This is a genomic window from Nocardia canadensis (assembly GCF_032656385.1).
Taxonomy (GTDB): domain Bacteria; phylum Actinomycetota; class Actinomycetes; order Mycobacteriales; family Mycobacteriaceae; genus Nocardia; species Nocardia canadensis.
The window spans coordinates 873,290-887,839 of sequence record NZ_JAVCWB010000002.1 but is presented as its reverse complement, the minus strand read 5'-3'; the positions used below and the strand labels follow the sequence as shown (position 1 = coordinate 887,839).

Here is a 14,550-nt window from a genome sequence, read left to right as displayed (position 1 = left end):
TCCCCGGTGCGGTGCCGTACCCGCGCGGGGCGACGGGCCCCTGGGCGGCGGCGCGGGCGGGAACAGACGGATCCATCCTTCGATACTGGCACGCTCGCGCGGCCCCCGGCATCGGGAATCTCCCTGATCTTGCCGCTTTCCGCGCCGCCCGGTACGCGTAGGCTGACCAGGTGAAGCAACTGTGAAGCGCCTGACCGTCGGCCTCGTCGCGACCTCCCGCAAGGAAAACGAACACCGGCTGGCGATCCACCCGGCCCATCTGGACCGGATCGATCCGGGATTGCGCGGTCAGATCTTCCTCGAACACGGCTACGGTGACCGGTTCGGCTATCCCGACGAACTCCTCGCGCCCCTGGTCGCGGGCTTTCGCACCCGCGCGGAACTGTTCGCCGAATGCGACGTGCTGCTGCTGGCCAAGCCGCTGGCCGAAGACCTCGAACAGATGCGGCCCGGCACCATCGTGTGGGGATGGCCGCACTGCGTGCAGGACCGGCGGATCACCCAGCTGGCCGTGGACCGCGCGCTGACCCTGATCGCCTGGGAGGCGATGAACCACTGGACCACGGCGGGCAACTTCAGCGTCCACGTCTTCCACAAGAACAACGAACTGGCCGGCTACTGCTCGGTCATGCACGCCCTGCAACTGCGCGGCATCACCGGCGACTACGGGCGTCGCAAGCGGGCGGCGGTGATCAGCTTCGGCGCGACAGCGCGCGGCGCGGTCCGCGCGCTCTCGGCACTCGGCATCAGCGATGTGACGGTGCTGACCCAGCGCAGCGTGTCGGCGGTGGCCTCGCCGTTCGCCTCGGTGCGCATGCAGCACTTCCAGCGCGACCCGGCCGACCCGAGCCGCACGCTCGCGCTGAAGGCGCCCGAGCCGGGGCCGCTGGCCGAGGTGCTGGCCACCTACGACGTGATCGTCAACTGCATGTTCCAGGACACCGAGAAACCGCTGATGTTCGTCACCGAGGACGATCTCGAGCTGTTCGCCCGCGGCACCCTGTTCATCGACGTCTCCTGCGACGAGGGAATGGGCTTCTCCTGGGCGCGCCCGACGACCTTCGCCGACCCGATGTTCACCCTCGGCGCCGAGCTGCACCACTACGGGGTCGACCACAGTCCCTCGTTTCTCTGGGATTCGGCCACCTGGGAGAACTCCGAGGCACTGCTCGAGTACGTCCCGATCGTGCTGGCCGGCCCCGACGCCTGGGAGGGCAGCGAGACCATCCGGCGCGCCGTCGAGATCCGCGACGGCCGCGTCCAGAACCCCCGCATCCTGTCCTTCCAGGGCCGTGCCGCCGGGTACCCGTACGCGGTGATCTGACCCGGTTCCGGGCTGTTCGGGGCGGATTCCTGTCCGGACCGGACAACCGGACACAGCACTCTCACCTGCGATTATCGGCTTCAGAGCGGGTCCGTTGCCAGCGTCGGCACCGGACGAATTCCTACCTTGATGACGGGCCGGAAACAGCGGCCCACACACAGGGGAGGAACGTTGAACATCATCACCACCGTGCTGGGCGCCGCCACCATCGCGCTGACCACCGTCGGAATCGCTCCCGTCGCCTCGGCGACACCGATGGCCCCGCACGAGACGACCTATCACGGACCCGCGGGCTTCGAGCTGACCCTCGGCCACACCGAGCAGTCCTACCGGCAGGTGCCCGCGCTCAACGCCATGCCGACCAACCGGGAGGTGTTCCTCGACAACACCGCGTACGTGACGGCGCCCCCGGGGGCGAGCGGCACGCTCGAGTCCGGCTACCTCGTCGCCTGCGCGGTGGACGTGACGCTGTCGGTGGGACTGGACGGCGGGATCTCGGTGAGCGCGGGGGCCACCATCGGGTTCGGCTCGTCGGGACCGGACGCGTCGGCCGATATCGGTCCGTCGATCTCGGCGGGGCTCGATCTGAGCCTGTCGCTGGCGCCCGGCGAGATCAAGAAGATCGATGTGGGGAGCATGCCGCTGGGCACGGGCACCACCTACCTGGTGAACCGTGACTTCCATCTGATGGTCGGCAACTGCGGCGGGCCGCTCAACATCTACTCCTGGGCGACGGTCACCGCGACCACGCCGCAGGTGAGCGCGACCAACTCGGTCTTCGGCGACACCATGTTCCTCTGACCGCATCGGGACCCGGCGGCGCGCCGGGTCCCGATGCGCCAAATATCATTCTCCTCGGTCGTTTTCACCGAACGGGGGGTTCTTTGACCATCGAGGATCAGGAGAGTTCTTCGCCACGTGCGCTTTTCGCGCAGCGGTTCGCCGAACTCTATGCCGCAGCGGGCAATCCGACGCTGCGCCGTGTCGCCTCAGCCACGGAGCGGCGCATGCGCAACACCCAGACCGGCACGCCGTCGGCACAGCGGATCAGTGACTGGAAAGCCGGGCGCAACGTACCCGCCCGCTTCGAATCGCTGCTGCCGGTGATCCTGACACTGGTCGAGCTGACCGAAAAAGCCCAGCATCAACTGCCGCGCAGGCTCGCCGACCCGCACGAATGGCGGCGCCTGTGGCAGGAATCGGTGACCTGGACGGCGACGGCGAGCGAGGGCGACACCTGCCCCTACCCTGGCCTGCGGGCCTTCCGGGCCGAGGAGCGCGCGCTGTTCTTCGGACGTGAACAGGCCACCACCGCGTTCGTCGACCTGGTCCGCGCCACCACCGGCATCGTGGTGTTGATCGGCGCCTCGGGCGCGGGCAAGTCCTCGCTGCTGGCCGCGGGCCTGCGCCCGGCCCTCGACCTGCCGTCGGCCACCATGACACCGGGCACGGCACCGACCGCCGGGCTGGCCGCCGCGCTCGGCCCCGACCTCCGGGTGCTCGTCGTCGACCAGTTCGAGGAACTGTTCACCCTCTGCCCGGACGAGGCCGAACGCTCGGCGTTCCTGACCGCGCTCGCCGAGCTGACCAGCCGCCCGCGTGATCCACTCACCGTGGTCCTGGCGCTGCGAGCCGACTTCTACGAGCGCTGCCTGCACCATCCGATCCTGCGGGACAGCCTGCAGCACAACGACTATCTGCTCGGTCCGATGTCGCTGGACGAGGTCTCGCGCGCGATCACCGGGCCGGCGGCCGCAGCCGGTCTCACCCTCGAACAGGGCCTGGAAGAGCTGGTGCTGACCGAGCTGCGCGGGCTCGGCGCGCACGCCGACACCGACGGCTACGACCCCGGTGCCCTGCCGCTGCTCTCACATGTGATGGCCGCGACCTGGCAGCAGCGCGAGGGCCGCAAACTCACCGTCGCCGGGTATCGCACGGCGGGCGCGGTGGCGGGGTCGGTCGCCGAGACCGCCGAATCGGCGTGGAGCGAACTCACCCCGGCCCAGCAGAACGCCGCCCAGGAACTGCTGGGCTCGCTGGTCACCGTCGGCCAGGACACGCGTGATACCCGCCGCGTCGTCGGCCGGACCGAACTGCTCGCCCGGGGCGCCGATCCCACCGCCGCGGGGCAGGCGCTGGACGTGCTCGCCGCGAGCAGGCTGCTCGCCCTGGACGCGGACTCGGTGCAGTTCTCCCACGAGATCGTGCTGACCGCCTGGCCCCGGCTGCGCGGGTGGATCGACACCGATCGGGTCGGACACCTGGTCCGCCAGCGCCTCGAGACCGACGCCACCGAATGGGAGGCGGCCGCCCGCGATCCCGCGCTGCTCTATCGCGGCACCCGGCTCGACAGCGCGAACGAGCACGCCCGTGGCACCGCGACCAGCCCGCGGGCCCGCGCCTTCCTCGACGCCTCCGGGCGATCGGCCCGGTTCGGCCGGCGCCGACGGGCCGGTGCCGCCGCCGTGGTGCTCGCGCTGCTGGCTACCGGTGTCGTCGCCTGGGACCGCGGCAAGCTCGCCGACCAGCGCACCGCGGACCGCGACTACACCGAGCTGGTCGCCGCCGCCCAGCGGAGCAGGACCAGCGATCCGTCGCTGTCGGCGCAGCTGTCGCTGGCCGCGTTCCGGATGCGCCCCGACCCGGCGAGCAGGACCCAGCTGCTCAACAGCCAGGAACTGCCGCTCGCGACCACGATTCCCGCCCATGACCAGCAGATCGACACCCTGGTCGCCCGCCCGGCGGACGGGCTGCTGGTCTCCATCGATCTCGCCCGCCATGCCCGCTTCTGGGACACCACCGACGCGCGGCGACCGCGACGAATCGCATCCGATTTCGCCGTCCCCATCGATGTGCTGGCCTTCGTCCCCGGCGGCACCGGCGCGGTCACCAACGGGCCGTCCGGCGTGCAGTGGTGGGACTTCGCACGGCCGGAGGCACCGCGGCTGCTCCAGACCCTCACCCCCGGTCGGCGGCAGTCGATGGCGGTCAGCCCGCGCGGCACCCACCTCGTCGAGTCGGACGCGACGACGGTGACGTTCTGGTCCCTCGGGGAGCGGCCTGGTCCCGTACGCCGCATCGAGCTGCCCGGTGACGGCTCCGCGCACGTGCAATCGGTCGTCGAGTTCAGTCCCGACGGCGCCCTGCTCGCGATCGGCAGACTCGTCTTCGACACCGGGGCGCCCGATGTGGTGCAGCTGTGGGATGTCCGCGATCCGGTGACGGCACGGCCGGTCGGCGCCCCCATCGTCATCCCGGGCAGCGATCATTTTCGCGACCTCGCGTTCAGCCCGGACGCCACGATGCTCGCCGTCGGCACCTACGGATCGGCCGAGGCCGCGGGCCCGCAATCGAGCCGGGTGGAACTCTGGCAGGTCACCGACCCCGATCGCCCACGTCGCTACGGCTCGCCCTTCCGGGTCGACAACGACGTCCTGCACTCGATCGCCTTCACCGGGCACGGCACCGGGCTCGCGACCAGCTCCGCCGAAGCGGGCCGGTTGTGGAACATCATCGATCCGGCCCAACCGGAGCCGGCCGGACCCGCGCTGGCGGTGAGTCCCGGCCCCTGCCTGCAGGCCGTCGCCTCGGTCTGTGACAGCGGCCCGCGCTCGCTCATCGAGCTGCCCGGCACGTCGACGCTGGCCGGCGCGGGCAACGACGGATCGCTGCGCCTGTGGACGATGCCCCGATCGATGGTCACGACGGCACCGCATTCGTCGTTCACGCCCGTGTTCGATCAGGCGGGCGACCGGATGGCCGTGCTGTCCGCCAGCGGGTCCCTCGTGGTCTGGGACACCAGCGATCCCCGACGCCCGGTCCGGGTGACCACGATCGCCGGTGCGCCCGGCCGGTCGGACCCGGCGCTGAGTTCCGACGGACGCACGCTCTCGGTCCACGACCGATACGGCGCCCAGCGACTCGTGTTCGCCCTCGACGATCCAGCGGCCCCGCGCCCGCTGGCACCGTGGCCCGCCGACGACACCACGGAATCGATCGTCGAGGGCGACCGGATGATGGTGATCCACGGCTCCACGCTCCAGCTGTGGGACGTCACCGATCGGGCCGCACCGGTGCGCCGGGGAGCACCGCTCACCGCGACACACGGGCAGTTCTCCTCGGGCCGCTTCGCCGCCGACGGCGACCGGCTCGAGACCATGTCCTACGACCCCGGCGACAGCGCGCAGCCGTACCTGCGCCAGATCTGGAGCCTGGCCGACCCGGACCATCCACGACTGATCGGCACCGTGGACGCCCACGCCACGACCACCTTCCAGCCGTCCCAGCTGCTGCCCGACAACCGCACGATGATCGTGACGGAGTTCGACAACTTCCGGCTGTGGGCGGTCGCGGAGCCCGGATCGATCGCGCCGCTCACCGACCCTATCCGCACCGAGATGTCCCCGATCATCTCGCTGTCCACCGCGATCGGCGGCGACAGTCTGGCCCTGTCCAGCGATGACGGGACCACCGTGCTGTGGTCCATCGAGGACCCGCGCGCACCCCACAAGGGCGTCGGCCCGATCGGGCCCGCCGACGGACGCAATCGCCGGGTGGTCGTGCATCCCGACGGCGAACAGCTGGTCGTGATCACCGACAACGGCCAGCTCGGCGTCTGGGAGCTGGACCCCGAGCAGGTCGCCGCCCGGATCTGCGCGGCCACCGGCGACGCGCTCACCGAACCCGTCTGGCACCGTCAGGTCCCGAACGTCTCCTACCGCCCACCCTGCGCCTGACCGGGGAACCCGGGCAAACCTCAGGGTTCACCCCGATGTGCGAAAGGACTGGTCGAGCACACCATGGAGGACATGAGCAGAACGAGCTTCGGTGACCAGATCCAGCAGATGTGGCATACGCGGCCCGTCCGGCTGCCGCGGCAGGGGCCGATCGCCGGCGTCGCGGCCGGGTTCGGGCTCCGCTACGGCGTCGATCCGGTGCTGCTGCGGGTGGCGTTCGTGGTCTCGACGATCTTCGGTGGCGCGGGCATCGTGCTGTATCTGCTCGCGTGGCTGGTGCTCAGCTCCGCGGGGAACGAGGCGTCGGCGGCCGAGGCGCTGACCGATCACGCGCGCGGCACGCACTCGCAGACCAAGACGATCGTGTTGATCGTCGCGCTGGCGATCGCGGTATCGACCATGGGTCCGGTGGGGCTCGGAATGGGCGGCTCCGGGGTGGTCAGCATGGGACTCATGCTGGCGGGTTGGTGGATGCTCTACATCCGGCACCCCGAACTGCCCAGCGGTTTCGACACCGTCCGCGCCGAATCACTCGGCACCGCGGGCTACCCGGCCGCGGGCTACCCGACCGGCGTGCCGGTCCGCGGGTACCCGTACGTCCCCGACGTGCCACCGACCGGGATGTACACGCCCTACACCAAGCTGCCGGACGCCTACGTCCCCGATCCGGCCACAACCGTGCCGCCTCGCGCGCAAACCCGCACCGACGCAGCCGAATCCACGCCCCTGCTCCGGGTCGACACCACCGAGACGATCGTCCTGCACAAGGACCTCGCACCGGCCACCGCCGAACCCGGCCCCACCGACGTCGCGCACGCGTCGGATTCGGCGGACGTAGTCGACGCGGTCGCGACGAGCGAATCCGCCGCGGCCGCAGCGGTAGACGACACGACGAACCCACCCGCCGACATGGACACCGCCACCTCGACGCCCGCCAGCACGGCCGAGCCCGACACAGCGGAAGCCACCCCGCATGCCGCATCGACCGATCTCGTCCGCCCCGTGGACGATTCGAGCGAACCCACGACGACCATCGATCTCGACAAGCGCGACGCCGGATCGGCCGAGGTGGCGACACCCGCGCCGATCCAGGACCTCGGGCTCGCCGCGACCGCCGTCCTCCGCACGGACCTCCCCTCGCCCACACCGGGTTTCCCGCGCAGCGGCGCGCAGGTGCCCAGCGGCATCGATCCGCTCGGCATCGCGCCGCTGGCCTGGGAGCTCCCCGAGGCGGCACCGCGCTACGCCGTGGCGGTGCCGCCCCCGCCGCCGAAGAAGCCGCGGTCGCGGCTCACCCCGGTCACCATCGGCCTGGCGATCCTGGCGGCGGCGTTCGCCGGTGCGGCCGCGGCCTCGGGCGTCGAATGGATGACCCCGGCGCGGATCGCGGCCGTCGCGCTCGCGGTCGTCGGGCTCGGGCTGATCGCGGGCGCGTTCCTGCGGCGCGGCTACGGACTGCTGGTACTGACCGCCCCGCTGGCCGGGTTCGTCCTGCTGGCCTCGCTGATCGGGCCGATCGACTTCGAAAACGGCGGCGCCATCGGCGATCGCGTCTGGGCGCCCACCTCGGTGTCGGAACTCCAGCCCCGCTACGCCCTCGACATCGGTTCGGGCACTCTGGATCTGCGGGGCCTGAACCTCACCGAATCGCGCAGCGTCGAAGTGGCGGTGAACATCGGTGACGCGAAAGTGCACCTGCCCGAAGGGATGACAGTGAACACGACATGTGACATCCGGGTGGCCGACGCGACCTGCGTCGAAGGGCTGAGCGGCCCGAAAACACCGGGCGCCCCGGTCCTGGACCTGCACATCAAGATGCACCTGGGTGACGTGGAGGTGACCCGTGGCTGACCCGACCGGCACCGAACCCCGCCGACCGGCGTTCTCCCTGCTCTGCACCGGACTGATCGCCCTGGCCCTGAGCGTCTGGGCGCTGCTCGGCGCACCGACCCCCGACAGCGGCGGCATCCTGCCGATCGGCTGGGGCGTGGTGATCGCGGCGATCGTCATCGGCCTGATGCTGACGATCTCCCCGCGCGGCAAACGACACTGACGAAAGCTCACCGAACACCGAGATACGACAATGGCCCGTCACCGTGACGGGCCATTGTCGTCGGAGGACACACGGCAATGGACGATTCCCGATCCGATCGGCAGCCCACTCCGCTGGCGAAGGCGCTGCCGCCGACCACCCATCGGCCGCCCGGCGGCTTCCTCCTCGGCAGGCTGCTGCTCACCCAGGTGGCGCCGCCACGGCGACCGGCCTAGCGCCCTACTCCCATTCGATGGTGCCCGGCGGCTTGCTCGTCACATCGAGCACCACGCGGTTGACGTCGGACACCTCATTGGTGATGCGCGTGGAGATGCGCTCGAGCACGTCGTAGGGCAGGCGGGTCCAGTCCGCGGTCATCGCGTCCTCGCTCGACACCGGGCGCAACACGATCGGGTGACCGTAGGTGCGGCCGTCGCCCTGCACACCGACCGAGCGCACGTCGGCCAGCAGCACGACCGGGCACTGCCAGATCTGCTTGTCCAGGCCCGCGGCGGTGAGTTCCTCGCGGGCGATGGCGTCGGCCTGGCGGAGCAGGTCGAGCCGATCGGCGGTCACCTCGCCGACGATGCGGATGGCCAGACCGGGGCCCGGGAAGGGCTGGCGGGCAACGATTTCCTCGGGCAGGCCCAGCTCGCGGCCGACCGCGCGGACCTCGTCCTTGAACAGCAGGCGCAGCGGCTCGACCAGGTCGAACTCGAGGTCGTCGGGCAGGCCGCCGACATTGTGGTGGCTCTTGATGTTCGCGGTGCCGGTGCCGCCGCCGGATTCGACGACGTCCGGGTACAGGGTGCCCTGCACCAGGAACTCGACCTTCGGCGCGGTCCCCGCGGCCGCGCCCTCCTCGAGCACGATGCCCGAGACCGCGTCCTCGAAGGAGCGGATGAACTCGCGGCCGATGATCTTGCGCTTCTCCTCCGGGTCGGAGACGCCCTTCAGCTCGCCCAGGAACTTGTCCACCGCGTCGACGGTCACCAGCTTGGCGCCGGTCGCCGCGACGAAGTCCTGCTGCACCTGCTCGCGCTCGCCGGCCCGCAGCAGACCGTGGTCGACGAACACGCAGGTGAGGCGGTCACCGATCGCGCGCTGCACCAGCGCGGCGGCGACGGCGGAATCGACACCGCCGGACAGACCGCAGATGGCGTGGCCGTCGCCGATCTGCGCGCGCACGTCCTCGATCAGGGCCTCGGCGATGTTGGCCGGGGTCCACTGCGCGGGGATACCAGCCAGCTCGTGCAGGAAGCGGCTCAGCACCTGCTGCCCGTGCGGCGAGTGCAGCACCTCCGGGTGGTACTGGACGCCGGCCAGGCGGCGGGCGCGATCCTCGAAGGCGGCGACCGGGGCGCCCGCGGTGGTGCCGGTGACCTCGAAGCCCTCGGGGGCGTCGGTCACGGCGTCACCGTGGCTCATCCAGACCGGCTGGATGGTCGGCAGGCCGCCGTGCAGCACGCCACCGTCGATGTTGAGCTCGGTGCGGCCGTACTCACGAGTGCCGGTGTGGGCCACCGTGCCGCCCAGGGCCTGCGCCATCGCCTGGAAGCCGTAGCAGATGCCGAACACCGGCACGTTCAGGTCGAACAGCCGGGCGTCGAGCTGGGGCGCGCCCTCGGCGTACACGCTGGACGGGCCGCCGGACAGGATGACGGCCAGCGGCTGCTTCTCGGCGATCTCCTCCACCGTCATGGTGTGTGGAATCACCTCGGAGAACACGCGCGACTCGCGCACCCGGCGGGCGATCAGCTGGGCGTACTGTGCGCCGAAGTCGACGACGAGGACCGGTCTCTGAGTTTCTGCCACCGGGACAGTTTAGTGACGCCGCACGAGGGCCGAGCAGCGGGCATCGGTGCGCGCACACGCGTTGGGAGAACATTGCGCAATCCCCGGTCGGGCTGGTTATCCTCGTGCTCGTGCCATTCGCCCGCGCGATCGATGCCGACATCTACTACGAGGACAGCGGTGGCACGGGGCCGGTGGTGTTGCTCGCCCACGAGTTCTTCATGGACCGCACCATGTTCGCCGCGCAGCAGGCCGTGCTGGCACCCGAATTCCGGATCGTGGCCTGGGACGCGCGCGGACACGGCCGTACCAAGGATCAGCGGTTGCCGTTCACGTACTGGACCGCCGCGCGCGACGCGCTGACGGTCCTCGACGACATCGGCGCCGAGCGCGCCGTGGTCGGCGGCACCGCGCAAGGGGGATTCACGGCGTTGCGGACCGCGCTGGTCGCGCCGGAGCGGGTCGCCGCGCTCATCCTCATCAGCACCGAGGCGCACGGGCCGACCAGGGAGCAGTCCACCGCGACCCAGCGCTTCCTCGACGAGTGGCACGACAAGGGCTCGCGCGAGGAAGCGGCGGGCCGCCTGGCCGACTGGCTGATCGGCGACGACGATCGGCATCGCGACGTGTGGACCAAACGCTGGGTCAGCGACGCCCACAACGGCCTCGACGCCGCCGTCGGCTGCCTGCTCGGACGCGACTCCGTGCTGGACCGGCTGCGCGAGATCACCTGCCCCGCACTGATCATCCACGCCACCCACAGCGGCATCGCGGGCACGCGCGCCCGCACGCTGGCCGACGGGCTCACCGCCTCCACCTTCATGGAGATCGATGGCGCCCGGCTGGCCGTCACGATGACCCACCCGGAACCGGTCAACGCGGCGATCGCACGGTTCCTGCGGGAAAGGGTCGCCCTGACCCCCGTGCGCTAGCGGACGCTGAGCCCGACCTTCTGGAATTCCTTGAGGTCGGAGTAGCCGGCCTTGGCCATCGAGCGGCGCAGGCCACCGACCAGGTTCAGCGAGCCGAACGGGTCGTCGGAGGGGCCGTAGAGCACGCGCTCGAGGTTCGGGCGGGTCACCGTGCCGTCGGCGCCGTCGAGCCAGGACTCGTCGACCGGCAGGAACGAGCCGCGCGGCACCGAGGGGTGCGCGGTCGCCGAGGGCCAGTACCAGCCCCGCCCGGGCGCCTCGGCCGACACCGACAGCGGCACACCGAGCATCACGGCGTCGGCGCCACAGGCGATCGCCTTGGCGAGCTGGCCGGAGGTGGCGACGTCACCGTCGGCGATGACGTGCACGTAGCGGCCGCCGGTCTCGTCGAGGTAGTCGCGGCGGGCCGCGGCGGCGTCGGCGATCGCGGTCGCCATCGGCACGCCGATGCCGAGCACCTCGCCGGTGGTGGTGGCGCCCGGGTAGGAGCCGTAACCGACGATGACGCCCGCGGCGCCGGTGCGCATCAGGTGCAGCGCGGTGCGGTGGTCGCTCACGCCACCGGCCACGACCGGCACGTCCAGCTCGGCGATGAAGGTCTTCAGGTTCAGCGGCTCACCGTCGCCCACATGCTCGGCGGAGATGATGGTGCCCTGCACCACCAGCAGGTCGACCCCGGCCTGCACCAGCGCCGGGGTCAGCGCCCGCGCGTTCTGCGGGCTGACCCGCACCGCGGTGGTCACGCCCGCGGCGCGCACCTGCGCGACCGCGGCCGCGAGCAGATCGGGCTGCATGGGCGCGGCGTGTAATTCCTGCAGCAGGGAGATCGCGCGTTCGTAACCCCCCTTGTCGACGAGATCGATCAGCTGATCGACCTTGTCCTGGACGTCGGCGTGCCGGGCCCACAGGCCCTCACCGTTGATCACCCCGAGGCCGCCGAGGCGACCCAGCTCGATCGCGAACTCCGGGGAGACCAGCGCGTCGGTCGGGTGCGAGAGCACCGGGATCTCGAAACGGTAGGCGTCGAGCTGCCAGGCCAGCGAGACCTGCTTGGACGAGCGCGTCCGCCGCGAGGGGACGATGTCGACGTCGTCGAGCTCGTAGGTCCGCCGCGCGACCCTGCCCATTCCGATTTCCACCATGTCACGCACAGTCACGCTCTGCTTTCTGAGCGCTGGCGCGCTCGAGTTCGCGGCCCCCGGGGGGCCGCCGGTCGGTCACCGCGGCTTGCTCCTGCGTCGCCGACGCCGCGGCGCCTGGCCGGCGGCCCGGCCGCGAACCGGCCACTGCGTGGCCGCCGCTCCTCGAGGTCGCGGGTGCGGGGAACGTTGGTGTTGGAAGGCCGACAACATCTCGACGCCAGCCTTCGCTGTTGGTCAGCGGACCGCAAGCCCCTGCCAGGTGCGAGTTGCCCACGTGTTTGTGCGCCGGAGGTCGGCCCTCCGGCGCACAAACGCAGCTATTGTACTCAGCCGCGCCCGGTGTAGTTCGGGGCCTCGACCGTCATGGTGATGTCGTGCGGGTGGCTCTCCTTGAGGCCCGCCGCGGTGATCTGCACGAACTGCGCGTTCTGCAGGTGCTCGATGTTCTGCGAACCGGTGTAGCCCATGGCCGCGCGCAGGCCGCCGACGAGCTGGTGGATCACCTGGTTGACCGGGCCACGGAACGGCACGCGTCCCTCGATGCCCTCGGGGACCAGCTTGTCCTCGGCGAGCACGTCGTCCTGGAAGTAGCGGTCCTTGGAGTACGACTTGGCCTGGCCGCGTCCCTGCATGGCACCGAGCGAACCCATGCCGCGGTAGCTCTTGAACTGCTTGCCGTTGACCAGGATCAGGTCACCGGGGGCCTCGGCGGTGCCCGCGAGCAGCGAGCCGAGCATCACGGTGGAGGCGCCGGCCGCGATGGCCTTGGCGACGTCACCGGAGTACTGCACGCCACCGTCGGCGATGACCGGCACACCGGCGGCCTTGCACGCGGCGACGGCCTCGAGGATCGCGGTGATCTGCGGGGCGCCGACACCGGCGACCACGCGGGTGGTGCAGATCGAGCCGGGACCGACACCCACCTTGACAGCGTCGACGCCCGCCTCGACGAGCGCCGCGGCGCCCGCGCGGGTGGCGACATTGCCGCCGACGATCTGGATCCGGTCGCCCACCTCGGCCTTGACCTTGGCGACCATCTGCAGCACCTGCGACTGGTGACCGTGCGCGGTGTCGACGATCAGCACGTCGACCCCGGCGTCGCCCAGCGTCATCGCGCGCGACCAGGAGTCCTCGCCGACGCCGATCGCGGCGCCGACCAGCAGCCTGCCGTCGCGGTCCTTGGTGGCGTTGGGGTACTGATCGGTCTTGACGAAGTCCTTGACCGTGATCAGGCCGCGCAGGCGGCCGTTGCCGTCGACGATCGGCAGCTTCTCGATCTTGTGGCGGCGCAGCAGACCCAGCGCGGCCTCGGCGGTGACGCCCTCCTGGGCGGTGATCAGCGGCGCCTTGGTCATCACCTCGTCGACGCGACGATCCTGATCGACCTCGAAACGCATGTCACGGTTGGTGATGATGCCCACCAGCGCGCCGGTCTCGTCCACCACGGGCAGGCCCGAGATGCGGAACCGGGCGCACATGGCGTCGACCTCGGCGAGGGTGTCGGTGGGACGACAGGTGACCGGGTCGGTCACCATGCCCGCCTCCGACCGCTTCACCGTCTCCACCTGGGCGGCCTGATCGGCGGCCGAGAGGTTGCGGTGCAGCACGCCCATACCACCGGCACGCGCCATCGCGATGGCCATGCGGGCCTCGGTGACGGTGTCCATGGCCGAACTCACCAGCGGGGTGCGCAGGGTGATCTCCCTGGTGAGCCTGCTGGAGGTCTCGACGGAACTGGGGATGAGATCCGAGGCGGCAGGCAGCAACAGCACGTCGTCGAACGTGAGGCCGAGCATGGCGATCTTGGTCGGATCGTCGCCACCCGTAGGAGGGCGCACCGCGATTCGTTCGCCCGACACGGGATTACTCATTCGGATCGACCCCTCCTGGTCGTCGGTAGCAACCGACGCCGATAGATGCAGCGCGACGGTGCTGAGCGGAAATGATTGATGGTCGGTGAGAACAAGCTCGCCGACGCCTGCATTCCATGGTATCCGGCGGGCGAACACGCCTGTGAAGTGAGCCCCGCGGCAAACTTGCCCGGTGCATCGCTGGCGCAGACCACCAAGTACTGCGTACCGTGGGGATGTGCGTGACCATCTACCACCTGGCCTGCCGCCGGATCCCTTCGCCGGAGACCCCTCCGACCCGTCTGCCGCGCTCGATGCGATCGAGCCCGGTGAGCCGCTGGATCCTCATGAGCGCCTCGCGGTCGAGGAAGATCTCGCCGACCTCGCCGTCTACGAAGCCCTGCTGGCCCATCGCGGCATCCGCGGGCTCGTCGTCAGCTGCGAGGATTGTCGGCAAGATCACTACCACGACTGGGACATGCTGCGGGCGAACCTGCTCCAGCTACTCGTCGACGGCACCGTCCGTCCGCACGAGCCCGCCTACGACCCGACGCCCGAGGCGTACGTCACCTGGGACTACTGCCGCGGCTACGCGGACGCCTCGATGAACGAGGCGTTCCACGGCGACGGCTTCGACGGCTTCGACAGCTGAGCCGTCCGCTGGGCGCCGCTCCCCCGCTCCGGTCACGCGTGCGCGGGGGACGGATGCCGCACGGCATCGACAGACACCAACGACGAAG

11 protein-coding genes are annotated in these 14,550 nt (G+C 70.7%); 8 read left to right on the top strand and 3 right to left on the bottom strand.

Going from position 1 to position 14,550, the window contains the following annotated elements:
- Positions 1-181: 181 nt before the first annotated feature.
- The 6 genes from Q7X29_RS07255 to Q7X29_RS07230 all read left to right on the top strand — a co-directional run bounded on the left by Q7X29_RS07255 (position 182) and on the right by Q7X29_RS07230 (position 8,328).
- The gene (locus Q7X29_RS07255) at positions 182-1,324 is read left to right on the top strand and encodes a N(5)-(carboxyethyl)ornithine synthase (protein WP_316573599.1); all 1,143 of its coding nucleotides are present in this window, start codon (positions 182-184) and stop codon (positions 1,322-1,324) included.
- 171 nt (positions 1,325-1,495) lie between these two features.
- A complete protein-coding gene (locus tag Q7X29_RS07250) occupies positions 1,496-2,125 on the top strand; it encodes an MspA family porin (RefSeq protein ID WP_218717325.1) in 630 nt (209 codons plus the stop codon).
- Between the two features lie 206 nt (positions 2,126-2,331).
- Positions 2,332-6,060 carry an NACHT and WD repeat domain-containing protein gene (locus tag Q7X29_RS07245; protein ID WP_316573598.1) on the top strand — a complete coding sequence of 1,243 codons (3,729 nt, stop codon included), beginning with the start codon at positions 2,332-2,334 and terminating at the stop codon, positions 6,058-6,060.
- Positions 6,061-6,132: 72 nt separating this feature from the next.
- Positions 6,133-7,911 (top strand): PspC domain-containing protein, encoded by a 1,779-nt coding sequence (locus tag Q7X29_RS07240; protein ID WP_316573597.1) that lies wholly within the window; start codon positions 6,133-6,135, stop codon positions 7,909-7,911.
- The gene (locus Q7X29_RS07235; protein ID WP_218717322.1) at positions 7,904-8,113 is read left to right on the top strand and encodes a hypothetical protein; all 210 of its coding nucleotides are present in this window, start codon (positions 7,904-7,906) and stop codon (positions 8,111-8,113) included. The genes Q7X29_RS07240 and Q7X29_RS07235 overlap by 8 nt, the downstream gene beginning before the upstream one ends.
- Positions 8,114-8,190: 77 nt before the next feature.
- Positions 8,191-8,328 carry a hypothetical protein gene (locus tag Q7X29_RS07230; protein ID WP_218717321.1) on the top strand — a complete coding sequence of 46 codons (138 nt, stop codon included), beginning with the start codon at positions 8,191-8,193 and terminating at the stop codon, positions 8,326-8,328.
- A 4-nt stretch (positions 8,329-8,332) separates the two neighbouring features.
- Here Q7X29_RS07230 and guaA read toward each other — a convergent pair whose 3' ends face one another.
- A complete protein-coding gene (gene guaA / locus Q7X29_RS07225; RefSeq protein ID WP_218717320.1) occupies positions 8,333-9,907 on the bottom strand; it encodes a glutamine-hydrolyzing GMP synthase in 1,575 nt (524 codons plus the stop codon).
- A 110-nt stretch (positions 9,908-10,017) separates the two neighbouring features.
- On the opposite strand from guaA, the gene Q7X29_RS07220 reads away from it, so the two are divergent.
- Positions 10,018-10,818 (top strand): alpha/beta fold hydrolase, encoded by an 801-nt coding sequence (locus tag Q7X29_RS07220; protein WP_218717319.1) that lies wholly within the window; start codon positions 10,018-10,020, stop codon positions 10,816-10,818.
- Here the strand turns inward: Q7X29_RS07220 and Q7X29_RS07215 are convergent.
- Both Q7X29_RS07215 and guaB read right to left on the bottom strand, forming a co-directional pair.
- The gene (locus Q7X29_RS07215; protein WP_218717349.1) at positions 10,815-11,969 is read right to left on the bottom strand and encodes a GuaB3 family IMP dehydrogenase-related protein; all 1,155 of its coding nucleotides are present in this window, start codon (positions 11,967-11,969) and stop codon (positions 10,815-10,817) included. The genes Q7X29_RS07220 and Q7X29_RS07215 overlap by 4 nt on opposite strands.
- Before the next feature lie 317 nt (positions 11,970-12,286).
- Complete coding sequence (guaB, locus tag Q7X29_RS07210; RefSeq protein ID WP_305082650.1) at positions 12,287-13,831, bottom strand: IMP dehydrogenase; 1,545 nt, start codon at positions 13,829-13,831, stop codon at positions 12,287-12,289.
- Positions 13,832-14,048: 217 nt separating this feature from the next.
- Between guaB and Q7X29_RS07205 the strand changes: the two genes are divergently transcribed.
- A complete protein-coding gene (locus tag Q7X29_RS07205; RefSeq protein ID WP_011207424.1) occupies positions 14,049-14,462 on the top strand; it encodes a DUF5319 domain-containing protein in 414 nt (137 codons plus the stop codon).
- The last annotated feature ends 88 nt before the right edge of the window (positions 14,463-14,550 follow it).

Excerpts from the sequence above, each read along its gene's own strand:
- Q7X29_RS07245 (WP_316573598.1), top strand. The coding sequence starts at position 2,332 with ATGCGCAACACCCAGACCGGCACGCCGTCGGCACAGCGGATCAGTGAC.
- Q7X29_RS07240 (WP_316573597.1), top strand. The coding sequence starts at position 6,133 with ATGAGCAGAACGAGCTTCGGTGACCAGATCCAGCAGATGTGGCATACG.
- Q7X29_RS07230 (WP_218717321.1), top strand. The coding sequence starts at position 8,191 with ATGGACGATTCCCGATCCGATCGGCAGCCCACTCCGCTGGCGAAGGCG.
- guaB (WP_305082650.1), bottom strand. The coding sequence starts at position 13,831 with ATGAGTAATCCCGTGTCGGGCGAACGAATCGCGGTGCGCCCTCCTACG.